Below are 23,028 nucleotides of genomic sequence, written 5' to 3' on the forward strand. Positions count from 1 at the left end.
TTCCGATGAGCGCAAGCATTTCAACCGCCGCTCCGTTCACGGGTGGAAACGAGCACCCCGCTCACGAAGACCATCACGATGCAGGATCGACCACACTGGTCGGCTTCTGGATCTACCTGATGAGCGACTGCGTCCTCTTCTCGGGGCTGTTTGCAACCTATGCCGTTCTGGCGCATCAGTTCGCGGGCGGCCCGACCGGCCGTGAACTGTTCGATCTGAACTTTGTTCTGATCGAAACCATGCTCCTGCTGGTGTCGTCACTGACCTATGGTCTGGCCACGCTGTCGATGTTCAAGAAGAACCGCGCAGGCGTTCTGTTCTGGCTGGGCGTCACCTTCCTGCTGGGCGCTGCCTTCCTCGTGATGGAAATCTATGAATTCAATCACCTGATCCATGAAGGCGCAGGTCCGGGCCGCAGTGCGTTCCTCTCAGCCTTCTTTGCGCTGGTGGGAACCCACGGTCTTCATATCACGTCCGGCCTGATCTGGATTCTGGTGCTTTCCGCCCAGCTTCTGCGTGACGGTCTGACGGAAAAGAACCAGACGCGCGTGATGTGCCTCAGCCTTTTCTGGCACTTCCTGGATATTATCTGGATCGGCGTCTTTACCCTTGTCTATCTGTTGGGTGTACTGTGATGAGCTCTGCACACGAAACACATGACCACGGCGCAAGCCACGGCAGCCTGAAGTCCTATCTGATCGGCTTTGTGCTGGCGGTCGTCCTCACCGTCGTTCCGTTCATGATGGCCATGAATGGCTACTTTACGCCGGGAACCACCGCTGCCATCGTGCTCGGTATCGCCGTCGTCCAGATCCTGGTGCATCTGGTTTACTTCCTGCACCTCGATCCGAAGTCGGAAGGCGGCTGGAACATTCTGGCGCTCATCTTCACGGTCATCATTCTGGCTATCGTGCTTGCCGGCTCCATCTGGGTCATGCATCACCTCGATACCAATATGATGCCGATGTACATGTCGCCGGAAGACGTGCGCAATCTGCCGTAACAAGGTTTGTCAAAGCTTTCCCTGCATCACAACACTGCGGGGAATGCATGTGTGAGCCTCGCAAAACAACTGGCCTGACGGCCCGTGATCGCGGCTTTATCCTCCCTCTCTCCCCCCAAAGCCGCGTGGCGTCCCGGTTCCCTCCGGGGCGCCTTTCTTTTTGGGTGAGTTGCAGCGGCACGAGGGTAAAATAAATTCCGTATAATTTTAATCAATTTGATGTAAATTCAAGGTCAATGAGTGTAAACAAAAGGTTATTACTTTTAGTATCAAGATGTAGAAAATAATAATATACGCCATAAATTTACCATTATAATGATGGTTGTTTGCGTTACTTCTAGTATTGTCGTATATGAACTCATGTTGGATATTTAATGCGTCTCTATTTTGTCGCTAATCTGGAGAAGATGCGATGCCTTTATTTAAGAGAGTGCTTACTAATAATCATATACTGGGTGCGGCTATCGTTGCGGCGACACTGATCACGCCCGCTATCGCTTCTGCCGCGACGGCCTATGTCTCTGCTTCTGTCAATGTCCGCTCGGGGCCGGGCTCCAATTACGCACGATTGGCTGCGCTCCCTGCCGGCGCAACCGTCAATGCCGGTTCCTGTCGCAATGGCTGGTGCCAGATCTACAACGGCAACCGCGTCGGCTTCGTATCGGCGCGCTACGTCCGGTTCGGTTCCTATAGCGGCCCCGCCTATGCAGCACCTTCCAGCACCACGGTAATCGTCAATAATGACGGATATGCTGACGGTTTCGGTCTGGGGCTCGGCCTCGGTTGGGCGACTGGCGGCTACTGGGGGCCTGGATGGGGCGGTGGTTGGGGCGGTGGTTGGGGGCCGGGCTGGCGCGGCGGACCGAACTATGTCAACGGCTGCATCGGGCGTAACTGCCAGTCCAATCGCGGTGGCTGGAATAACCATTGGGGCCATGGCCCGCAGTGGAATGGCCGTGGCGGATGGGGCGGACACGGATGGCCCAATGGCGAGATACGTCGCAACTGGGGTCCTGGTCCGGTGATCCGTCAGGGTGGCTTTGGTGGCTTCAACCGTCCGGCATTTGCCAATAACGGCTTCGGCGGTTTCAGAGGCGGAATGGGCGGTGGCGGCATGCATTTCGGCAATATGCGTCCGATGCATGCCGGGCGCTGACAGGTCGTCGCCAGTCGTTCGATATAATGTTCGTCTTGATCAGGTCGTTCCTCCCTCCTCCCAATGACCTGATGAGCGGCTCGTCGGCAGCACCCCCGCCGGCGAGCCGTTATGATTTTCTGTCCACCCTTCCGCAATTAATGCGGAAAGCGATTGCAAGAATTTCAATCAGCGCGGGAAATTGCAAGGTGTGGTAACGTTAATACTCCGTTGACTGAAATGGTCCATATCTAGCGTTGTTGCTTGGACTTCCGTTCTCCCTATGGTAATCCCTGAATCGTCCTGGGCTGGGGGTGATGAACGGGACGCCGCCAGGCGACCGCATAGACAGGAACCGGACAGTAGCGCGTATGACTTGGAGTAACAGGACGATACAGGGAAGGGGCATCGCCGTGCTTTTGCTGGCGGCGCATTTTTCCTCCTTCGCGGTATCGCCTGCATTGGCGTTCGAGATCTTTGGTGTTCGTCTGTGGGGCGAGGACAAGAAGGAAGATCCCGATATCATCGATCCCAAGACCTACACTGTCGAGGTCACGACCACCGGCGACCGCAAGAATGCGGACGGCACGGAAGCCGATCTGAAATCCACCATTGAAGGCGCTTCAGGCCTCGTATCCGACGCAGAAAAACCTGCTTCGGGCTCAGCCGGTCTGCTGGCCAAGGCGCGGGGCGATTATCGCCGCATTTTGGCCGCGCTCTATGGCGAGGGCCGCTATGGCGGCACGATTTCTATTCTCGTCGACGGCCGCGAGGCGAACGACATTCCGCCCGACGCGGAAATCCCCAATGATGCCAAGGTTGCGATCACCGTCGATCCCGGCCCGCAATTTCTGTTTTCGCGCACGGCGATTTCCAATATTGCGCCGCCACCGGTCGACAAACGCGATAAGGTGCAATCCCCTGAAGATGCTGGTTTCGCGCCCGGACAGGTGGCGCGATCCGGCACGGTCATCAAGGCCGAACGCCTTGCCGTCGAGGCATGGCGCCAGCAGGGCTATGCGAAAGCGCGGGTGACTGGCGAGGACATCGTCGCCGACCATGCAGATAATCGCGTTTCCGCCGATGTTTCGCTCGACCCCGGCCAGAAGGCGCATTACGGCCCGGTCAGCGTCGTCGGAACGGCGCGCATGGACCCGCAATTCGTGGCCTGGATGACCGGGCTGAAAGAGGGTCAGGAATTCGATCCGGACGATATCGAGAAAGCCAAGAAGCGTCTCGGTCGCATGGAAGTATTCCGCGCCATGAGTTTCGAGGAAGCCGAAAAGATCGAGCCGGATGGCAGCCTGCCGATGACGCTCAACGTGCAGGAGCGCAAGCCGCGCCGTTTCGGCTTCGGTGCCGAATATTCGACCATCGACGGTTTCGGTCTGACCGGCTACTGGATGCATCGTAACCTTTTCGGGCGCGGCGAGCGCCTGCGTTTCGACGCCAAGATCAGCGGCATTGGCGGCACGCAGGACAATTCCTTCGACCCGAAGAACTTTACCTATCTTGTCGGCACAAGCTTCACGAAGCCGGGCGTCTATACGCCGGATACGGATTTTGTCGCCGCACTCGACGCCAAGCGCGAAGTGCTGGATGCCTATACCGAAACCTCGGTCAATGCGAAGACTGGCTTCACGCAGATATTCAGCGACGAATTGTCAGGTGCGCTCTATGCCAAGGCGAGCCAGGGCCACTTTGACGACGACGTCTTCGGTTCGCGCAGCTTCACGACGGCGGGACTGGAGGGCAATCTTCTCTATGACAGCCGCAACAACAAGCCGGACCCGAGTTCGGGCTTCTATCTGGAAGGCAATATCCAGCCCTTCTACGAATTTCAGTACGGCAATTTCGCGACCCGTTTCACTGCCGAAGGCCGCACATATTACGGCTTTGGTGAAAAGGATCGCGTGATCCTCGCAGGCCGTCTCAAGGTCGGTTCTATTGTCGGCGCCTCCATCGAGGACCTGCCGCCGAGCCAGCTCTTCCTGGCAGGCGGCGGCGGCTCGGTTCGCGGTTACGGCTATCGCAATATCGGCGTCAGCGCGGGCAATGGCGAAATCATCGGCGGGCGCTCGCTTGTCGAGGCCAATGGCGAAGTGCGCACCCGCATCACCGATTCCATCGGCGCGGTGGCATTTGTCGATGCCGGTTATGTCGGCGAAAAATCGTTTCCTGATTTCTCGGAACAGATGCGTGTCGGCGCCGGTGGCGGTCTGCGCTATCTGACCGGTCTCGGACCGATTCGCCTCGATGTCGCCGTTCCGCTCAACCGCCGCTCAGGCGATCCGAGCTATGGCTTGTACGTAGGTATAGGACAGGCGTTTTGACCAGATTTCTCGCAATCATCGCCTTCGTCGCTTTCGCCGTCACGGCAATCATCTTCGGCTGGCCGGAGCGGGAAGCTCCGGTCACGGCCCGCGCTCAGGAGAATGCTCAGGTAAATACTGGGACACAAGAGCCGGGCAGTTCGGAAGCCCAGCCCGAAGAAGAGAAATCCTATTTCCTGTCCTTCGTGGAAAGCCAGCTTTCCGCGCCGAACCGCCGTATTTCGATTTCCGGCATCAGCGGTGTCCTGTCTTCGGAAGCAACAGTCGGCTCGATCACCATTGCAGACCGTGAAGGCGTCTGGCTGCGCATCGAGAATGCCAAGCTGAACTGGAGCCGCACCGCGCTTCTCGTCGGTCGCCTCAGCATCCAGTCGCTGGCCGCCGAGCGCATCGACATCATCCGCAAACCGTTGCCTGACAACAGCGTGCCGTCGCCGGAATCGTCGACGTTCAGCCTGCCGGACCTGCCGATTTCGATCAATCTCGACCAGCTTGCCATTGCGCGCCTGCATTTCGGACCGGACATTTTCGGCCTTGAATCGGAAGTGTCGGCCAATGGCAGCCTGTCGCTTGCCGATGGTTCGCTGGATTCCAATTTCGACATCAAGCGTCTCGACGGTCCGGGCGGAAATTTTGCTCTTCGTGCGGCCTATGCCAATGCCGACCAGAAGGTCGATCTCGACCTGAAAGTCTCGGAACCGGCCAACGGCATCGTCGCCAACCTGTTGAACATCGATGGCCGTCCGCCGGTCGATCTCACCTTGAAAGGCGCCGGTCCGCTTGACGAGTTGAAGGTTGATCTTGCACTCGACACCAATGGCAGCCGCACGCTGACAGGCGAATTCGCACTCAACCGGCAAGGTCAGGCACCCGATGGCGGGCGTGTTTTCTCTGCCCGTTTCAATGGTCCGATTGCGGTTCTGGTGCCGGCAGCGTTTCGCGATTTCTTCGGTGCCGAAACCGTACTGTCCGCCGACGGCTTCCTCAAGGATGCAGGCGGTTTCCGACTTGACGATCTGGCGCTGAACAGCGCTGCCTTGAAGCTGAAAGCTTCTGCCGAAACCGGCAATGACCGCTTCCTGAACAAGCTGCGTATCGATGCTTCCATTGCCGATGAAAGCAAGGGGCGCGTGCTCCTGCCGGTCAAGGGTGCTGAAACCTATATCGACAACGCAAAATTCCAGGTCGCTTATGGTGATCGCCCGACCAATGACTGGACGGGAACGCTTGCCATCGCCGGTCTCAAGAACGCAACGATTTCTGCCCAGAGCATCGCACTCGATATGGGCGGCGTTGCTGAAAACCTGGAAGATGCCGCCAATCGCCATATCACCTTCAAGGTCAATGGCGGGATGGATGGCATTTCGGCAGAACGTGCGGAAATCGCCGAAGCGCTTGGAAGCAAGATTGCGCTTGCCATTGATGGTGCGTGGCGCGCCGGTTCGCCGGTTGAACTGGCGCAAGCCAATATTGCCGGCAACGGTCTAAGCCTCGACCTCAAGGGCAATATTGACGATTTTGCCTTCAATGGCGATATCGCTGCCAAGATTGCAAGCCTTGCGCCTTTCGGCGCTCTGGCAGAACGGGACCTGGCCGGCAGTATCGATGTCAACGCCAAGGGCATTGTTCGCCCGGTCAGCGGTGCATTCCAGCTCGACCTCAACGGTACGGCGCAGAACATGCGCACCGGCACGGAAGCGGTTGACCGTATTCTCGATGGCGCTGTCAACTTGAGCGGTGCGCTTGGCCGCAGCGCGGAAGGATTTTCGGCGCGTGATTTCCGCATCGGCAATGAGCTGAGCGAGATCACCGCCAATGGTTCCTTTGCATCCGACAAGGCAAGTTTCGATTTTGGCGTGATGCTGTCCGATCTCAAGCTTCTCTCCGATCAGGCATCGGGCCGGATGACCGTCAAGGGCAGCGCGCGCGGCGACGACAAGCTGATCGCGCTGGCATTGCGCGCCGATGCGCCGGAGGGCACTCTGGCCGGTCGCAAGCTTTCCGAAGGTGGCCTTGATTTCAATGCCATGCTTGATGGCAATGCAAAGACAGGTGCTGCCCTTTCCGGCAAGCTTGCTGGCAGTGCATTCCTCAATGGCCAGCGCGTCGATCTTGGAACGCTGATCGACATCGTCAATGACGAAAAGCGCCTGACCGACCTTGTCTTCAATGCAGGCGGTGCGCATCTTTCGGGCAATGTCACCCAGACCGCGAAAGGTCTCCTGACGGGCGCGCTGAAGCTTGATGCGCCGGATATTTCCACGGCTGCAGCCCTGGCGCTGGCAGAGGCAACCGGCGCGGCCAATGCGGACATCACGCTTGACGCCAATGACGGCCGCCAGAATGCATCGATCACAGCCAATGCCAAGGACATCAAGGTCAATGGCAATCGTATCACCTCGGCTGATATTGCCCTGACGGCAAAGGACCTGTTCGGGGTGCCGGTGGTCGATGGCAATGCTGCGGCGCGCGACATCATGGTCGGCACGTTCGGCATCGACAGCTTCGATGCCAAGGCCAACGCAACCGGGTCGAAGACCGATTTTACTGCCAACACCCAGCTGAAGATCGGCACGGTCGCCAGTGCCGCCGGTTCGCTGGAACCGAAGGATGGCGGTTTCGAACTGGGGCTCGCTTCGGCCCATGTGAAGCAGGGCACGCTCAGCGCCAATCTGGCCGCGCCCGCCACCATTTCCATGAAGGGCGAGGAAATCTCCTTCGGGGATATCATTATCAATACAGGCGCGGATGCCAGTGCCGGTCAGGTCAAGGTCAATGGCGTGGTCGATGGTCGTCTCGATCTGTCGGTTGCCCTTTCCAACCTGCCGCTGGCTCTCGCTAATACGTTCAAGCCGGAACTGGGGCTGGGCGGCACGATCAACGGCACGGCCCGCATCACCGGCACGAAAGAAGCGCCCGATGTCGCCTTCGACATGGCGGCGCGTGGTGTTACGGCGGCCGAACTGAAGAAGCAGGGCATTGCAGCTCTCAATGCAGATGCCAAGGGCACCTCTGCCAATAATCGGCTCAATGTCGATGCGCATGTAACCGGAGGCGCCCAAAATGGCAATGGCATCGATGTGCGCGCCAATGGCGGCGTGCCGCTTGGCAAAGGTGATCTTGCCATCGACGTCAATCTCGCCAATCTTCCGCTGACGGCGCTGAACGGTGCGGTCAAGGGACAGGATCTGGCTGGCAATGTGACAGGAACGGCACGTGTTACCGGACCGCTCACCAATCCTGCGGCGACGTTCAGTCTGCGCGGCACCGGTCTTGCGGCCAAACCGCTGCGCGATAACGGGCTTGCGCCTCTGACCCTGCAGGCAGCAGGCAGCTACGCCGCCATGGCCATCGACTTCTCGTCGCTGACCGTCGATGGTCCACGCGGCCTCAATGTCACTGCCAATGGCAAGGTGCCTTTCTCGGGGCAGGGGCTTGGCGTCAATGTCAATGGCAGCATTCCGCTGGCGCTTGCCAACCGCTTCCTGGCGGATCGCGGTGCGCAGGCAAACGGTACGCTGACGCTGACGGCCAGCGTTTCGGGCGGCTTCAACCGTCCGCAATTGCGCGGCATGTTCTCCACCAATGGCGCAACCTTTGTCGATCCGGACACCAATGTCCGCCTGAACAATATCAATGTCATGGGCAGCCTGGATGGCGAAACCGTCACGCTGCGCCAGGTTAATGCCGCGCTTGGCAGTGGTGGATCGGTTTCCGCCAGCGGTACGATTTCGACCAATGCCGAAGCGAACTTCCCGGCCAATATCGAGATCAAGCTCAATCGCGCCCGCTATGCCGATGGCAAGCTGGTCGTGGCGACCGTCGACGGCGGGATCACGATCAATGGACCGCTGATGCGCGATCCGCTGATTTCAGGCCGCATCGATGTCGACAGGGCTGAAATCTCGGTGCCGGAAAATCTCGGCGGCGGCGCAGCCTATGTCCCGGTTCGCCACAAGAACACGCCGAAGAATGTTCAGGTGACGCTTGATCGCGCCAAGGTAGAAACGCGCCGCAGCCGGGTGCCGACCCCAACAGCGCGCCCGACTGTGCCGCGCCTCGACGTTCTCATCAACGCGCCCAACCAGATTTTCGTGCGCGGTCGCGGTCTTGATACGGAGCTGGGCGGACGTCTTCGCCTCACCGGACCTGTGACCGACATCAAGCCGGTTGGCTCCTTCGACATGATCCGCGGTCGCATCGGTATCCTTGGTCAGCGCATTACCTTCGATGAAGGTCATGTCACGCTGGTGGGCGATCTCAATCCGCAGCTCAACTTCGTTGCGCGTTCGGAAGGCAATGAAATCACTGCAATCGTGACGGTGACGGGTACGGTCGATAATCTCGATATCAAGTTCTCGTCGACACCGGAATTGCCGCAGGATGAAGTGCTGGCCCAGTTGATCTTCAAGCGCTCCATCGGCGAATTGTCGGCGTTCCAGATTGCGCAGCTTGCTGCTGCTGCGGCAGAACTGGCGGGCGGTTCCAACAACTCGCTCATGAACAAACTGCGCGCCGGGACAGGTCTCGACGACCTTGATGTCGTGACGGATGACAAGGGCCAGACGGCAGTTCGCGCCGGTCGCTATATCCGCGACAATATCTATCTGGGCGTGGAAGCGGGTTCCGGCGGCTCGACCAAGGGTACCGTCAATCTCGACATCACCCGCAACCTGAAAGCCAAGGGGGCACTCGGTGCTGAAGGCGATTCCAGCGGCGGTATCTTCTACGAAAAAGATTATTGATTGCCGCAAATTATTGAAGGCAATCCAGGCCGGGTTTGATGACCCGGCCTTTTGCTATTCTGTTTGCAATCCAGAATAGTGGTTCCACGTAAAGGCCGCATTTAAGCCATCAAATAGCCACACGATACATATGTTCGCCGTATTTACCTGGATGCTTAAATCGATTTAATTTTCACTTTCGCTGCAATTTATGCTTTCAAACAGAATTTTCAGACACGTTTGCGCGAGTTGTTTAACCGTTCTTCAACCATAAGAACGCAAATTGCTGTTGAGTATGGCGGTCGCTTGACGGCTGTGTTTCAACCCTTGTGTCCGGGTAATTTGCATGACCAAGTTCATTGACGATCTGAGCCGCCGCCGCTTCCTTTTCGGCACCGGAGCCATCCTCCTCACCGGTGCTGCCGGTTGTAACCAAACGATGGATATGTCGGCATTCCAGATGAATGTCGATCCGATGTCCACGGGCGGGATTACGCCGATGCGTCCGCAGATCAGCGTCGACCGCGATATCACCACGCCGGATGTCATGTATGCCGCCGTGCAGGAAGGGCCGTATGCATTACCGGCTATTCCCTACGAGAAAGTGCCGAAGCAATTCCGCCGTCAGATTGTGCCGGACCCGACAGGGCAGGCGCCGGGAACGATTGTTGTCAGCCTCAAGGACCATCTTCTCTACTACGTTCTGCCGGGCGGAGAAGCGCTGCGTTACGGTATCGGCATCGGCAAGGCGGGTTTTGAATGGTCGGGCACGGCCAATGTCCAGTACAAGAAGCAATGGCCGGTCTGGACGCCGCCGCCGGAAATGATCCAGCGCAAGCCGGAACTGGCGAAATATCGCAACGGCCAGGAACCCGGCCCGCAAAACCCGCTGGGCGCGCGTGCGCTCTACATTTTCCAGAACGGGCGGGACACCGGCTATCGCATCCACGGCTCGCCGGAATGGTGGTCGATCGGCCAGTCCATGTCCTCCGGCTGTATCCGCCTGATGAACCAGGACATCATCGATCTCTATAACCGCGTACAGGGGAAGGCCCCGATCATCGTCGGATAAGCAATTGATTTCTCGCAAAAAAAGGCCGCGCCAGATCTGGCGCGGCGTTTTTTATTTCAGTCTCGATGTGTTTATTCGTAGCGCACCGATTTCGGCATGGCTTCGCCGAGATTGATGAAATGGCGGAGCTCGGCGCGCAGATTTTCTGCCGAAGCCATATGGATCTGGCTCTGCGGCGCAACATCGTTCTGCACGATCTGGGTGGATACGCCCGGCATGACAAACGCTCCTGCGGTCAGGACGAGGGCGGCGGCAATGCCGAGGCGTCGTTCGGTTCTGGCCTGCATTTCTATCTCCTTGCGCCGGGTACCGGCGACTTAAAATCTGGAACCACGTTCATTCGCAAAACGCTGGGACTTTTTCCGATCAAGGATCGATCTGGGCCCGATCTTGGACCAATCAGTGAAAAGTCGCGCGCGGCGTAAAATTCAAGGCGCTGTCGATGGCATGGATCGGTATTGGCAACAAAGTCTGGCCGAAATCAGCCAGCGTGTCGGCAAAATTGCGTGCAGCCCCTGCCACATCGTCGCAGCGGCGATGACAGGCAATCGCTTCAAGGCAGGTATTGAGCAGCAGTGCGTCCTGATTCTGGATGCCGGAAATCAGCCCCAGCGTCAGGCATTCCTCGCGGCAGACATGGTGCGAGTCGAAAGGGAAAGCGCGCAACTGGCAACTGGCACAATGGCGCAGCACGCGAATGAAATGCGACAGCTTGCCCACCGCGCGTTTTGCTTCCGAAGGCCCAAGCACTTCCGAATAGAGGCCCCAGGTCATTTCCCACGGGATGATCGAGCCCGTCTCGAAGCCCGCGGTCCAGCGGCGATAACCTTCCAGCACCAGCTTTTCCGGCATGCGATCGAAATAGCCCGCAGTGTTGGCGCCGTTCAGTTGGGATATGCGCATATTCATGTCCGCCTCCCGAAGAAGCTGCGGAGTGAAGACATGCATGCGGGGTGTGAACCCTGCATTCTTGCCGAGGGACGTTCGGTTTCCCCCCGCACATTGCAATATCCGGTCGGCAAGAGACTGAGCTGCCAGGGCAGGCCGTCGACATTTGCGGACCGGCATTCGCCGAGACCAATCATAGGGTCCTCCAATCGAAAGGGTTCAAGGCCCAGACATCAAAGGTTGTAAGTTGCACCATGCATAAAAGCCCGAAAATCCATCTGGAGTCAATTACTCAAGTTTAAAATCTTATTGGATTTCAACTGTTTGGAATTATTCTAGACTTTAATACTCATGTTTACAGCATATGATGAAGAACGCAACCGCTGTGGGGGAGCAGCGGTTGCGGCAAACGGGCGCATAATGCGCGAAGGAGAGAGGACGCGGATCATTCGCCCCTTTGCTAAGGGATCGGTCTTCGCGATTGAACTTTCAGGCATTTCCCGAAACCGCACAGATAGCGCGCGGTTTACCGGAAACGGCTGGTTCGCTTAGTGACCCGAATGGTCTCCGTCTTTCTGACCGCTTTGCGCAGTGACGGGGAAATCGATGGTGACCTTGCCAGCCTTTTCGAATTCCAGCGTGACAGGAACGGTCTCGCCTTCCTTGTATGGCTTTTCCGGCTGGATGAACATGAGGTGATACCCGCCGGATTTCAGCTCGACCTTCTCGCCTGCCGGAATATCCAGACCGCCCTCAAGCTGGCGCATCTTCATCACGTCGTTCTGCATCGACATTTCGTGGATTTCGACGCGCTTGACGCCACCGGTGGTGACGGAAACCAGCTTGTCGGCGTCCTTGCCGCCGTTGGCGATGGTCAGAAAGCCGCCTGCAACCTTGGCGCCGGGAACCATGGCACGCACCGATGGGCCTGTGATTTCGAGGTCACCAAGCTTCGTCGGCATTGCTGCCTGCATGGAGGCATGGTCCATCTTGTCCATCTGGCCCATCTTGTCATGTCCACCGTGCCCGCCGTGATCATCGTCGGCACCAGCAGCCTTCACCAGCAGTTGCGGCGCAGGATGTGCAAGATCGTGCGGGTTCTGGCCATCCTTGGGCACTTCCGTCCAGGCAACCGAAGCGTCGCTTCCGCAGACCTGCGTCACGGGGAAGGAGAGAGTCGTATCCTTGTCGAACTTGGCGAGCTGGCCGACGACGGTGAACTCGTCATAGAAATCACCGGGCAGGTTGCCATCGGTGAAGCGGACTTCGCGGACGCCGGAGGTCACATCCTTGCCGTGCACCTTGTAGCTCTGGGCATAGTCGCCCTTGACGGTCTCGATCTTCCAGCCCGCCTTGACCTGCGGCTGAGCCGAGATAAAGCCTTCGGGAAGCTCGACCTTTACTTCGGTCGTGGCTTTTCCATCGCAACCATGCGGTACACGGAAGGTTGCCTTGTAGAAGCTGCCTGCCTTGGCTTCGCTCTGGTCGAGGGAAGAATGGGCATTGGCCATGCCGGCAGAGGCGCACAGTGCGGCAATCGAGATGGCGGAGGCGAAAAGACGATAGTTCTTCATTGTTTCAAACCTGAATATCATTGGAAGGCACACCGGTACAAAGTTCGAGGGAACAGGGTTCGGGCGCGTTTCATTCCTGAATGCGATCCGAAAAACGCATTCGCTCAAACAATATTATTCAGGCGAGAGGCGGCGCTTGCGGCGGTGCCGATGGCGGATAGGTGCTGTGGCGCAGGATCGGTTGCGGCGGCACGATGCCGTCGGCCATGGCGATATGCGGGGCGGGGCCAGTGGAACCGGCAGGGGCCGGGCACAGGAAGGCTGATGAAATCCGACAGGCTTCGCAACTGGTGTTGCTCAGGTGCTTGTTGTGATCTTTCTGGTTCGGATCAGAGCCGTGATCGCCGATGCAGAGTACCGGATAGGTGCCGTCCGGCAATTGATATTGGGCAAGCAGATAGCTGTCGGGCGCATTGAGATCGACGGGCTTGTGCGCAAAGGCGACGAACATCAGGGCGAATACACTCAAGATGCGTATTGCCAGAGACACCCGATATTGGCCGATGCTTGTCTTCAACTCAAAGCTTCTCCGTTCAAGCCGAGTTTACCTAGCCTATGAGGCCCGTCTTTGCCAAGCATCAAACAGAACCGGCGCGAATTGGTCGCGCCGGTTCTGTTTTTGGGCAGTCGGGGGAGAATAGGCCCGGCGGTCAGATCGTCCGCTTCTTCATCTGTTCCGCGATATAGTCTGCTTGTCGGATGGCGAGAGCCACGATGGTCAGGGTTGGATTTTCAGCCCCGCCTGTTGTGAACTGGCTGCCATCGGAAACGAACAGATTTTTGATGTCATGCGTTTGTCCGTGCTTGTTCACGACGCCATCCTGCGGCTTTTCGCTCATCCGGTTGGTGCCCAGATTATGCGTTGACGGATAGGGTGGCGTCGGGAAGGTGCGGACGGCACCGACAGCCTCATAGAGCGCCTTGCCCTGCGCATAGGCATGGTTGCGCATGGCGATATCGTTCGGATGATCGTCATAATAGACATCGGGAACGGGCAAGCCGTGCTCGTCCTTTACGTCCTTGCTCAGCGTGATGCGGTTTTTCTCCTGCGGCATGTCTTCGCCGACGATCCACAGGCCTGCCATGTTGACATAGTCATCCAGAGCCGAGGTGAAGCTGCGCCCCCAACCGCCGGGATTGAGGAAGGCGGCCATGAAGGGCAGGCCGAGCGAAATTGTTTCCATCTCATAGCCGCCGACAAAACCCCGCTTCGGATTATGCGCAGCCTCGTCGCGGATGATGCCCGCCATGGTGGTGCCGCGATACATATGAACCGGCTTTTCGAATGAGGCATAGACCGAGCCGGTCGTATGGCGCAGATAATTGCGCCCGACCTGTCCCGACGAATTGGCAAGCCCGTCTGGAAATTTCGATGAGGCCGAATTGAGCAGCAGGCGCGGACTTTCGATCGAATTGCCTGCTACGCAGACGACGCGCGCTTTCTGCACATGCTGCTTGCCGTCCTTGTCGGCATAGAGCACGCCCGTCACTTTGCCTGCCGCATTATGCTCGATCTTGAGCGCCGTGCATTCGGGGCGAACTTCCAGCTTGCCGGTTTCCTCACCTTTTGGAATTTCGGTGTAAAGTGTCGACCATTTCGCACCCCATTTGCAGCCCTGAAAGCAGAAACCGGTCTGCTGGCAGCCCATGCGGTCGTCACGCGGCGCGGAATTGATCGCCATGCGACCCGTATGGCATTCCTTGTAGCCAAGCTTGTCGGCACCGGCTTTCATCACCTTGAAATTGTTGTTGCCCGGCAGGCCTTCAATGCCGTTGGTGCGCGTCACGCCCATCTTGTCTTCGGCCCTGGTATAATAAGGCTCCAGGTCGGCAAGCGTGATCGGCCAGTCGAGCAGATTTGCCCCTTCGACCTTGCCGTAATGGGTCAGGGTCTGGAACTCGTAATCCTGAAAACGCAGCGATGCGCCAGCCCAGTGCGTGGTGGTGCCGCCGACGGCTTTCACGATCCATGCGGGCAGATTTGGGAAGTCCTTCGCGACCCGCCAGTCGCCGGACGTGGTGCGCTTGTCGAGCCAGGCAAGCTGCGCAAAGCTGTCCCATTCGTCATTGATGAAATCTTCGAATTCGTGGCGCTTTCCGGCTTCCAGAATAACGACGTCGATGCCTTTCTGCGCCAGCTCGTTGCCGAGCGTGCCGCCGCCTGCACCGGAGCCGATGATGACGACGACCGTGTCGTCCTTGAGATCATATGGAGCAGCCATGGTTTCCTCCCAATGCTTCGCCGTTTCCGCAAAACGCAAGGCGCTTGCAGGACGGTGGTGCCGCTTTGAATTGGTTGAGCTTGATCAGCCCCTTAAAGCCATTCGATATCGTCGAAGCCGCGCTTGATGTAACCGCCCTGGGAATAGGATTCGCCTTCGTAACCGAAGAGCGGCCAGATATCCTTCTGGTTATAAAGGCCGGTCACAAGTCCGCTACGCACCTTCTGGAAGAAAGGGCTTTTTTCGATATCGCGCAGGATCGCGACGCGCTCTTCCTCCCAGCCGAGCCCCAGATAGCCCCCGGTTCCGGCACGCTTGTTCAAATCGGCAACGCCGTCCTCGATCAGCGTCTTGAGCGTTTCGTCCTTGGCGGAATCCGTGTCGTAGGGCTTGACGGCAATGGCGTAAAAGCGGTCGGGCAGCTTGTCGTGCGGATAGATATCGCGTGCGAGCTGGATGAGTGTCGCCATGGTTTCGGGCTTGAGCGTGGTGGTTTCGAGCGCCCATGCGAATTGCGGGCAGATAACGGCATTGCCGCTGATGACCAGCATGGCCCCAAGGCTCAGGCCTGCACCGCGCTTCAAGAGGTCGCGGCGGGAGAGCTTCTTTTTTTCATGGGTGGAAAGACCGTCAAAAACGGTTGTCATTCGGTTCTCCTCCTTTGCTTGCCCATCCGGAATGGATGGACTGGCTGCGCGCACCCGAAGGTCTTTACCACCGGGAACGCTGGCGTCTGTCGTGGCCGCTCCTCTCGGCCATGGCAGGCGATACAAGTGCCGGGCGGTTTATACCAAATCTCAATGAGATCGACTCATCGAGGTTTGGCTAAGCCCGTGCGGCGATTGAGCATTTTCAGGGCGTGATGCATCAGCATCTTAGCGTCCTGGTATTACTGGTAACGGCCGCCGCGCTGCAGAACTTCGATCTTGTAGCCGTCCGGGTCTTCGGCAAAGAAGAAACGGGCAAGCTGCACGCCGTTATTCTTGAAATCGACAAGCTTGCCGACCTTGAAGCCGAGTTCGGTAAAGCGGGCATGTTCCGCATCGACATCGTCTACGGCCACGGCGAGGTGACCGTAACCGTCACCCAGATTGTAAGGCTCCGTGCGCCCCTTGTTGACCGTCAGCTCGACTTCGAAGTCGGCTTCGGCATTGCGCAGATAGATCAGAGTGAAGGTTTCGAAATCGATGCGCTCGGCGATATCGAGGCCAAAGGCCTGATTGTAGAAGGAAACGGATTTTTCCTCATCGAGAACACGGATCATCGAATGGATGGCTTTAGCCACAAGCTACTCCTGTTTCTTATGCCGCTTCGTCAAAAGCGGCTTGCGATTGTCTTGCTGGTTGTCGATTATGAAAGAAAAAACGACGGCGTGGTGGCAATCGGCTACCACAGCCAAGTTCGTGCTCTAAAGGATGGAGGAACCCATGTGCAAGGTTTTCGCCGAGCAGGACCCGGAAGGCTACCGGCAGATCAATCGCTCCGTGCGCATTGGCGGTCATTCCACCAGCATTCAACTGGAAGCGACGTTCTGGCGACTGCTGGATGAGATCGCGGCCAGCCAGAACCTGACCACACCACGCTTCATCTCGACGCTCTACGATGAAGCGCTGGAGGCCAATGGCGCGATCCAGAATTTTGCATCCATGCTACGCACCACCTGTGCGCTTTACCTCATGGGGCATCGCCCCGAGACGGCTGTCTGTGAGGAAGCGGCCTGAATGAGCCCCGAATGAGGCATTGGCCTCTTGGTGAAAAGGGAATAAGGCAGTAACAGTAAGGGAATATGGGAATAGGGGAGCAAGGGAATAGGTGGTCACGCGGTGTGTTCGTTTCGAGGAACATACTCCCGTACTCCCCTATTCCCTTACTCCCCTGACAAGGGAATCGAAATGGCAAGCGTAACACGCGAACAGGTTCTGGAGCGGCTGAAGGCCGTGACGGGACCGGACTTCGAAAGCGATGTTGTGTCGCTCGGTCTGGTTTCGGATATATTCATTGCCGACGGCAAGGTCTTTTTCTCCATCACGGTTCCGGCCGAGCGCGCTGATGCGCTGGAGCCGATGCGGTTGGCCGCTGAAAAGGCCGTGAAGGAAATTCCGGGTGTCACCGGCGCACTGGTCACCCTTACCGCCGAAAAGAAGGGCGGACGTACCAGTGACGATGCGCCGCCACCGCCAAAGCCGCAGCAGCGTCCGGCTGCCGCCGCACCTGCACAGCATCGCCATCCCGCGCCACCGCAGCGCGCGGCGACGAAGCCCGGCATTCCGGGCGTTGGCGCGATCATTGCCGTCGCATCGGGCAAGGGCGGCGTCGGCAAGTCCACCACGGCGGTCAATCTGGCGCTCGGCCTTGCCGCCAACGGGCTGAAGATCGGCATTCTCGATGCCGATATTTACGGGCCGTCCATGCCGCGCCTGCTCGGCCTTTCCGGTCGTCCGGAAACCGTCGAGGGCCGGATCCTGAAGCCGATGGAAAATTTTGGGCTCAAGGTCATGTCGATGGGCTTCATGGTCGATGAGGAAACGCCGATGATCTGGCGCGGGCCGATGGTCATGTCGGCGCTGACGCAGATGTTGCGCGAAGTGGCGTGGGGCGAGCTTGATGTTCTGGTGGTCGATATGCCTCCGGGTACCGGCGACGCACAGCTCACCATGGCGCAGCAGGTGCCGCTGGCGGGCGCGGTCGTCGTTTCGACGCCGCAGGATCTGGCGCTGATCGACGCGCGCAAGGGGCTCAACATGTTCCGCAAGGTGGATGTGCCGCTTCTGGGTATCGTCGAGAATATGAGCTACTTCATCGCGCCCGACACCGGTGCGCGCTACGATATTTTCGGCAATGGCGGCGCGCGCAGGGAAGCGGAACGTCTCGACGTGCCGTTCCTGGGCGAAGTGCCGCTGCATATGGATGTGCGCGCCTATTCGGATGCGGGCACGCCGATCACCGTCCATGAACCGGATAGCGAGCACGCGAAAATCTATCGCGAGATAGCCCGGAAGGTCTGGGAGAACATGAAGGGCGGCAAGGGGGCTGGAAAGCCCGCGCCGGCGATTGTCTTCGAGTAAGGGAGTAGAGGTAAGGGGTTAAGGCAGTAGGGCAGTAAGGCATTATGTTAAGGGAATAGGGGAGTAGGGGAATATGTTTTGATTGCGGATGACCGCAACCACCATATTCTTCACTGCCCTACTGCCCTACTGCCCTACTGCCCTACTGCCCTACTGCCCTACTGCCCTACTGCCCTACTGCCCTACTGCCCTAATCAGGTAACCACCGACGGCTCCGCCCGCCCGCTACGCTTCTTCACCTCGGCGATCTGTTCTGCCGCTTCGATGAACGCGGCCAGCGTTTCCTGCGTATCGAGATTGTGCTTGGTGGCATCTGCTTCGTAGCGCTCGATATAGATGCGGATGGTTGCGCCCGACGTGCCGGTGCCGGACAGGCGCAGCACCACACGGCCGCCATCCGGGAAATAAATGCGGATGCCCTGATGCTGGCTGATCGAGCCATCGACCGGATCGTGATAGGCGAAGTCGTCGGCTTTCTCAATCTTGAGGCCGTTGACGGTCGTGCCGGGCAGGCTTGAAAGCTTGCCGCGCAGATCGGCCACCAGCTTGTTGGCGATGTCGGAATCGACCGCTTCATAGTCGTGGCGGGTGTAATAGTTGCGTCCGAAACGCGCCCAATGTTCCTCGACGATATCCTTCACGCTCTGCTTGCGCACCGCCAGAATATTGAGCCAGAGCAGCACGGCCCACAAGCCGTCCTTCTCGCGCACATGGTCTGACCCGGTGCCGGAGCTTTCCTCGCCGCAGATCGTGACCTTGCCATTGTCGAGCAGATTGCCGAAGAATTTCCAGCCGGTCGGCGTTTCAAACATGCCGATGCCGAGCTTGTCAGCCACGCGGTCGGCGGCAGCACTGGTCGGCATGGACCGGGCAATGCCCTTGATGCCGTCCTTGTAGCCCGGCGCCAGATGCGCATTGGCGGCCAGCATGGCGAGCGAATCGGAAGGGGTTACGAAAATGCCGCGCCCGATGATGAGATTGCGGTCGCCGTCGCCATCGGAAGCCGCACCGAAATCCGGTGCATGATCGGACATCAGCAGGTCATAGAGATCTTTTGCGTAGACGAGATTCGGATCGGGGTGATGACCGCCGAAATCCGGCAACGGAATGAAATTGACGACACTGCCTTCCGGCGCACCGAGACGGTGCTCGAAGATTTCCTTAGCGTAAGGACCGGTCACGGCATGCATGGCATCGAATTTGAGACCGAAACCGCCCTTGATCATGGCGCGGATGGCATCGAAGTCGAACAGGCTTTCCATCAGTTCGGCATAATCGGTAACGGGATCGAAGATGACGACTTCGGTATCGCCGATCCGGGTGTTGCCGATCGTGTCGATATCGACATCGGCCACCTCGGCAATCCTGTACTGGTCGATCACCTTGGAGCGGGCGAAGATCGCCTCGGTGATCTTTTCCGGTGCCGGTCCGCCATTGCCGATATTGTACTTGATGCCGAAATCTTCCGTAGGCCCACCGGGATTGTGGCTTGCCGAAAGTATCATGCCGCCGAAAGCCTTGTATTTGCGGATCATGTTGGAGGCGGCAGGTGTCGAAAGAATGCCGCCTTGACCCACCATGATGCGCCCGAAGCCATTGGCGGCGGCGATCTTGATGAGCTTCTGGATCACTTCGCGGTTATAATAGCGTCCGTCGCCGCCGACCACGAGCGTCTTGCCGGCAAAACCCTCCAGCACATCGAAAACCGACTGGATGAAGTTTTCAGCATAATTGGGCTGCTGGAAAACCGGAACCTTCTTTCGCAGGCCCGAAGTGCCCGGCTGCTGGTCCTGGTATGGCGTGGTCGCGATTGTCGTTACGGTCATGTTTTTCCCGGTTGATTCAATCAGTTGGTACGATACACCTTGTCGGCATTTGCGGTCATTGCAAGACAACATAGATCAAACTTATTGATTGAAAATAACAAACTGTGTGGTTGTCGCTTGCCATGCTACAAATTCTGCCATGATCGACAATGCTTGCCCCATCAATGGCCCGCGCGATGTGATGCGGCTGAAACGCGACGATACCACCGGCCTGGAAGCCGTGGCGGCGCGCTTTCACAGCCACGCCTATGACATGCATTTTCATGATGAATGGCTCGTCGGCGTGACCCATGCGGGCGTGCAGGATTTTTTCTGCCGGGGCAGGCGGCGGCAGAGCACGCCGGGGCGGGTGATTCTCATCGAACCGGGCGAACGCCATGACGGGCAGGCGGTCGCGGCGGACGGTTTTGCCTATAACATGCTCTATATGCCGCAATCACTGGTCAGAAGCGCAATGGGCGGCAATGATGCGCATATCGGCTTTCGCGAGACGCTGGCCGATGACCAACAGTTGTTCCATGCGGTCGCCCGCGCCTGCGAGGCCATTTTCCGCGAAGCGCCGCAACTGATGATCGAAGACTGCCGCGATCAGGTGACGAACCACCTTGCCCGACATCTTGGGCAGGATACGCCAGAAAAAGGGGCGGCTCCGCATCCGGTCGCAGCCCGCGCGATGGACTATCTGCGGGCGCGCTTCGACGAGGAGTTCGGCCTTGATGAACTGGCAGAAGCGGTGGGGGCTGCCGACCGTTTCCAGCTTTCACGCGGGTTCCGGCGTGAATACGGCACCTCGCCTCATGCCTGTCTGGTGCAGTTGCGCCTTGCCGAAGCGCGGCGCCTGTTGCGCGAAAAAGTAGCGCCAGCGGAAGCAGCCGCGCTCAGCGGATTTGCCGACCAGAGCCATATGGGGCGCTGGTTCCGCCGCGCCTATGGCATGACGCCCGCCGCCTATCGCCGGGGACGCACAAACGTTCCAGAAATTGCGGTGAAAAGCCGTTAGGTCTTCTCTCGAAAAGAGGAAGAACCAATGATTTTCGATACAAAAATAGCCATTCTTGTCCTGCACGATCTGCCTGTCTGGCAGAAGCTCAACGTCACCGCCTTCATCGCAACCGGTATATCCGGCGCTGTGCCGCACGCGATGGGCGAGCCTTATGAGGATGCGGCAGGCCGCAAGCATACGCGTCTGCTCGGCCAGCCGATGCTGATCTTCTCGGCAACACTGGATGTCCTGCAACGGGCATGGCAGCAATCGATCCAGCGCGATCTCATCCGTGCGCCCTATGTGCGCGCCATGTTCGAGACCGGGCATGACGTTGCCAACCGCGCTGTGTTCAAGGCCGAAAATGCCGACGCACCCGATCTGGTCGGCCTTGCGCTTTACGGCCCCAAGAAGGATATCGACAAAGCGATCAAGGGAACTAACCTGCATCCTTGAACAGGACGCTCTGGTCGAACAGATAGCGGTTGGAGAGCGGCAGGCTCGCCGCGCCCATCGCCTTGGCATGAACGCCGACCTTGCCCTCGATGATCTTCGGCGCCCGCAGTCCCTGCAGGTCGAGACATGAAAGCTCCACACGCGTCGCTTCCACGATGCGGTGGCGCACATTGCCTGGAAGCCAACCATCAATGACGGCGGCGGGAAAGTCGATGACGGAGGCGGCCGCCACCGTCGCATGCGCCAGCCCGCGTGCGGCAAGCGCCACCCATTCGTCAAGCGGAGTGCCGAAGTTGCGCCAGTTTTCCGGTGAAAGCCACAGATCGTCGGAGGGCAGATGCCGCTCCTGCAACATGCGTTCGAGGACGAACAGTGAAGCCGTATCGATAAGCTGCAAGGTTTCGCCGCGCTCCCACGTGCCGCGCATCCGCATCGGCATGGAGCCGAGCGCGCCCGCATTACCGGTGCGGCCCGGATAGAGTGTGTTGTTCAGCACCACACCGCCGCCGATGAACGAGCCAATGAAAAAATAGACGAAGTCGGTGAATTCAGGCCCGCGACCGAAGGTCAGTTCCGCGCCGCAAGCCGCCGTTCCGTCATTTTGCACGAAGACCGGAAACGAAAACGCCTTGGCGAAATCGCTGACCAGATCGGCGCCGAGCCATGCATCGAGATCTTCGGCAGGTGCACCGACTTCCTCGACCCAGTTCCACAATTCGAAGGGCAATGCGATGCCGAGCCCCGCAATGCGGTCGCGCTTGGCCGGTTCGAGGGCTGCAGTGAAAGCGTTGACGCTATCGAGGGTGAAGCTGCGGATTTCACCCGGCACAGGCCAGCGATAGGTGATGTGCCGCCGTTCGCGGATCGCACCCAGAAAATCCATCAGGATGATTTCCGCGCTGCGCCGCCCGATCTTGAGACCGAAGGAGAAAACACCGTCGGCGGCAAGGCGCATCGGCATGGAAGGCTGGCCGACACGACCGCGCACCCGTTCGCCCTGCGTAATGAGGCCGTCTTTTTCCAGCGCACGAATGATGACAGAAACCGTCTGCGCCGAAAGCCCGGTCAGGCGGGCAATGTCGGCGCGGGCAAGCTGGCCATGCCGGCGCACAAGCGCCAGAACCAGCCGCTCATTATAGGCACGCACGCCGATCTGGTTTGAACCGCGATTGACGCTCGCGCCCGGCCCGGCAAATTGCAGCATGGCAGGCCCCGGAGTGCCCGAAAGAGTGCCTGACAGCGTGTCGGAAAGCATATCGGCAGACCCGCTGTCTGGTTCGCCTTCAACTTTATGCCTGACCATAGCCTCTCCCAGATTCCGTGCCATGGAATGCAATTTCGAAATGCAGCCATGGAATGCCGGAATTCCTAAACCAACCATCGAAGGAGAAAAAGCCCTCTTTGCAAGGGATATGAAATAAAAACAATCGCTTAAGAGCCTGCTCCAAAAGTCACCATGCCGGTCTGCAAATGGCGCCTTTCTACGTTCCGGTGCTCACGTACCTTTCTCAGGTGCATAGCCTTATCCGAAAAGTCTGCAACTTTCCGGGGCTATGCTTGGAAGTACGCTCCGCTCCGGTACTCGAAAATCACCATTTTCGCCTCGGCCTGCCGCTTTTTGATTCAGTCTCTAAGACCGATCATGCGGCGCGGCAGCGGGCTCGGTGCCTGCCTCTTTCGATCCTCTCTCCTCCGTCTTTCAGAGTGACACAGCATATTAATAAATCAAGTGGATTTATTAATTGACT

19 protein-coding genes are annotated in these 23,028 nt (G+C 58.4%); 10 read left to right on the top strand and 9 right to left on the bottom strand.

All coding sequences use genetic code 11. The annotated features are described in order from the left end of the window. Positions 1 to 5: 5 nt before the first annotated feature. The 6 genes from cyoC to MKS82_RS14230 all read left to right on the top strand — a co-directional run bounded on the left by cyoC (position 6) and on the right by MKS82_RS14230 (position 10,267). The gene (cyoC, locus tag MKS82_RS14205; protein ID WP_109987153.1) at positions 6 to 635 is read left to right on the top strand and encodes a cytochrome o ubiquinol oxidase subunit III; all 630 of its coding nucleotides are present in this window, start codon (positions 6 to 8) and stop codon (positions 633 to 635) included. Further along, positions 635 to 1,003: a cytochrome o ubiquinol oxidase subunit IV gene (locus MKS82_RS14210; protein ID WP_109987154.1), complete on the top strand. Its 369-nt coding sequence runs from the start codon at positions 635 to 637 to the stop codon at positions 1,001 to 1,003. Before cyoC ends, MKS82_RS14210 begins: the two co-directional genes overlap by 1 nt. A 412-nt stretch (positions 1,004 to 1,415) precedes the next feature. Next, a complete protein-coding gene (locus tag MKS82_RS14215; protein ID WP_109987155.1) occupies positions 1,416 to 2,159 on the top strand; it encodes an SH3 domain-containing protein in 744 nt (247 codons plus the stop codon). A 350-nt stretch (positions 2,160 to 2,509) separates the two neighbouring features. Further along, entirely contained in the window at positions 2,510 to 4,471 is a 1,962-nt protein-coding gene (locus MKS82_RS14220; protein WP_276313330.1) for an autotransporter assembly complex protein TamA, read from the top strand. Between the two features lie 176 nt (positions 4,472 to 4,647). Beyond that, positions 4,648 to 9,216, top strand: a complete 4,569-nt coding sequence (locus tag MKS82_RS14225) for a translocation/assembly module TamB domain-containing protein (protein WP_445558083.1) — start codon at positions 4,648 to 4,650, stop codon at positions 9,214 to 9,216. 325 nt (positions 9,217 to 9,541) lie between these two features. Then, positions 9,542 to 10,267, top strand: a complete 726-nt coding sequence (locus MKS82_RS14230; protein WP_109987158.1) for a L,D-transpeptidase — start codon at positions 9,542 to 9,544, stop codon at positions 10,265 to 10,267. Between the two features lie 71 nt (positions 10,268 to 10,338). Here the strand turns inward: MKS82_RS14230 and MKS82_RS14235 are convergent, their stop codons facing one another. From MKS82_RS14235 to MKS82_RS14265, 7 genes are all read right to left on the bottom strand, one after another. Next, positions 10,339 to 10,554, bottom strand: coding sequence for a hypothetical protein (locus MKS82_RS14235; RefSeq protein WP_109987159.1), 216 nt, complete (start codon positions 10,552 to 10,554; stop codon positions 10,339 to 10,341). A 112-nt stretch (positions 10,555 to 10,666) separates the two neighbouring features. Further along, entirely contained in the window at positions 10,667 to 11,176 is a 510-nt protein-coding gene (locus MKS82_RS14240) for a hypothetical protein (RefSeq protein WP_240578926.1), read from the bottom strand. 527 nt (positions 11,177 to 11,703) lie between these two features. Further along, on the bottom strand, positions 11,704 to 12,729 hold the full coding sequence (locus tag MKS82_RS14245; RefSeq protein ID WP_109987161.1) for a DUF1775 domain-containing protein: 1,026 nt from the start codon (positions 12,727 to 12,729) through the stop codon (positions 11,704 to 11,706). A gap of 118 nt (positions 12,730 to 12,847) precedes the next feature. Beyond that, the gene (locus MKS82_RS14250) at positions 12,848 to 13,246 is read right to left on the bottom strand and encodes a hypothetical protein (RefSeq protein WP_109987162.1); all 399 of its coding nucleotides are present in this window, start codon (positions 13,244 to 13,246) and stop codon (positions 12,848 to 12,850) included. A 133-nt stretch (positions 13,247 to 13,379) separates the two neighbouring features. Then, complete coding sequence (locus MKS82_RS14255) at positions 13,380 to 14,951, bottom strand: GMC family oxidoreductase (protein ID WP_109987163.1); 1,572 nt, start codon at positions 14,949 to 14,951, stop codon at positions 13,380 to 13,382. 92 nt (positions 14,952 to 15,043) lie between these two features. Further along, on the bottom strand, positions 15,044 to 15,598 hold the full coding sequence (locus tag MKS82_RS14260) for a Twin-arginine translocation pathway signal (RefSeq protein ID WP_109987164.1): 555 nt from the start codon (positions 15,596 to 15,598) through the stop codon (positions 15,044 to 15,046). A 242-nt stretch (positions 15,599 to 15,840) separates the two neighbouring features. Beyond that, the gene (locus MKS82_RS14265; protein ID WP_011982294.1) at positions 15,841 to 16,236 is read right to left on the bottom strand and encodes a VOC family protein; all 396 of its coding nucleotides are present in this window, start codon (positions 16,234 to 16,236) and stop codon (positions 15,841 to 15,843) included. Positions 16,237 to 16,378: 142 nt separating this feature from the next. Here MKS82_RS14265 and MKS82_RS14270 point away from each other — a divergent pair, with 142 nt between their 5' ends. Both MKS82_RS14270 and apbC read left to right on the top strand, forming a co-directional pair. After that, positions 16,379 to 16,672, top strand: a complete 294-nt coding sequence (locus tag MKS82_RS14270; protein WP_109987165.1) for a ribbon-helix-helix domain-containing protein — start codon at positions 16,379 to 16,381, stop codon at positions 16,670 to 16,672. 171 nt (positions 16,673 to 16,843) lie between these two features. Continuing rightward, positions 16,844 to 18,016, top strand: coding sequence for an iron-sulfur cluster carrier protein ApbC (gene apbC, locus MKS82_RS14275; RefSeq protein WP_109987166.1), 1,173 nt, complete (start codon positions 16,844 to 16,846; stop codon positions 18,014 to 18,016). A gap of 194 nt (positions 18,017 to 18,210) precedes the next feature. Here apbC and MKS82_RS14280 read toward each other — a convergent pair whose 3' ends face one another. After that, positions 18,211 to 19,842: an alpha-D-glucose phosphate-specific phosphoglucomutase gene (locus MKS82_RS14280; protein WP_109989191.1), complete on the bottom strand. Its 1,632-nt coding sequence runs from the start codon at positions 19,840 to 19,842 to the stop codon at positions 18,211 to 18,213. Positions 19,843 to 19,981: 139 nt separating this feature from the next. Here MKS82_RS14280 and MKS82_RS14285 point away from each other — a divergent pair, with 139 nt between their 5' ends. Together MKS82_RS14285 and MKS82_RS14290 are read left to right on the top strand one after the other, a co-directional pair. Continuing rightward, positions 19,982 to 20,842, top strand: a complete 861-nt coding sequence (locus MKS82_RS14285) for an AraC family transcriptional regulator (RefSeq protein WP_240578927.1) — start codon at positions 19,982 to 19,984, stop codon at positions 20,840 to 20,842. 27 nt (positions 20,843 to 20,869) lie between these two features. Continuing rightward, positions 20,870 to 21,280: a DUF2000 domain-containing protein gene (locus MKS82_RS14290; protein ID WP_109989192.1), complete on the top strand. Its 411-nt coding sequence runs from the start codon at positions 20,870 to 20,872 to the stop codon at positions 21,278 to 21,280. Here the strand turns inward: MKS82_RS14290 and MKS82_RS14295 are convergent. Then, a complete protein-coding gene (locus MKS82_RS14295) occupies positions 21,264 to 22,535 on the bottom strand; it encodes an ROK family transcriptional regulator (RefSeq protein WP_445558084.1) in 1,272 nt (423 codons plus the stop codon). The genes MKS82_RS14290 and MKS82_RS14295 overlap by 17 nt on opposite strands. Between the last annotated feature and the right edge of the window lie 493 nt (positions 22,536 to 23,028).

Source organism: Ochrobactrum sp. A-1, from assembly GCF_022488005.1.
In the GTDB taxonomy this organism is placed as follows: Bacteria; Pseudomonadota; Alphaproteobacteria; order Rhizobiales; family Rhizobiaceae; genus Brucella.

What these genes read in the sequence shown, in the direction of transcription:
- cyoC (WP_109987153.1), top strand. Translation starts at nt 6, where the DNA reads ATGAGCGCAAGCATTTCAACCGCCGCTCCGTTCACGGGTGGAAACGAG.
- MKS82_RS14210 (WP_109987154.1), top strand. Translation starts at nt 635, where the DNA reads ATGAGCTCTGCACACGAAACACATGACCACGGCGCAAGCCACGGCAGC.
- MKS82_RS14215 (WP_109987155.1), top strand. Translation starts at nt 1,416, where the DNA reads ATGCCTTTATTTAAGAGAGTGCTTACTAATAATCATATACTGGGTGCG.
- MKS82_RS14220 (WP_276313330.1), top strand. Translation starts at nt 2,510, where the DNA reads ATGACTTGGAGTAACAGGACGATACAGGGAAGGGGCATCGCCGTGCTT.
- MKS82_RS14230 (WP_109987158.1), top strand. Translation starts at nt 9,542, where the DNA reads ATGACCAAGTTCATTGACGATCTGAGCCGCCGCCGCTTCCTTTTCGGC.
- MKS82_RS14235 (WP_109987159.1), bottom strand. Translation starts at nt 10,554, where the DNA reads ATGCAGGCCAGAACCGAACGACGCCTCGGCATTGCCGCCGCCCTCGTC.
- MKS82_RS14240 (WP_240578926.1), bottom strand. Translation starts at nt 11,176, where the DNA reads ATGAATATGCGCATATCCCAACTGAACGGCGCCAACACTGCGGGCTAT.
- MKS82_RS14245 (WP_109987161.1), bottom strand. Translation starts at nt 12,729, where the DNA reads ATGAAGAACTATCGTCTTTTCGCCTCCGCCATCTCGATTGCCGCACTG.
- MKS82_RS14255 (WP_109987163.1), bottom strand. Translation starts at nt 14,951, where the DNA reads ATGGCTGCTCCATATGATCTCAAGGACGACACGGTCGTCGTCATCATC.
- MKS82_RS14260 (WP_109987164.1), bottom strand. Translation starts at nt 15,598, where the DNA reads ATGACAACCGTTTTTGACGGTCTTTCCACCCATGAAAAAAAGAAGCTC.
- MKS82_RS14270 (WP_109987165.1), top strand. Translation starts at nt 16,379, where the DNA reads ATGTGCAAGGTTTTCGCCGAGCAGGACCCGGAAGGCTACCGGCAGATC.
- apbC (WP_109987166.1), top strand. Translation starts at nt 16,844, where the DNA reads ATGGCAAGCGTAACACGCGAACAGGTTCTGGAGCGGCTGAAGGCCGTG.
- MKS82_RS14280 (WP_109989191.1), bottom strand. Translation starts at nt 19,842, where the DNA reads ATGACCGTAACGACAATCGCGACCACGCCATACCAGGACCAGCAGCCG.
- MKS82_RS14285 (WP_240578927.1), top strand. Translation starts at nt 19,982, where the DNA reads ATGATCGACAATGCTTGCCCCATCAATGGCCCGCGCGATGTGATGCGG.
- MKS82_RS14290 (WP_109989192.1), top strand. Translation starts at nt 20,870, where the DNA reads ATGATTTTCGATACAAAAATAGCCATTCTTGTCCTGCACGATCTGCCT.
- MKS82_RS14295 (WP_445558084.1), bottom strand. Translation starts at nt 22,535, where the DNA reads ATGCTTTCCGACACGCTGTCAGGCACTCTTTCGGGCACTCCGGGGCCT.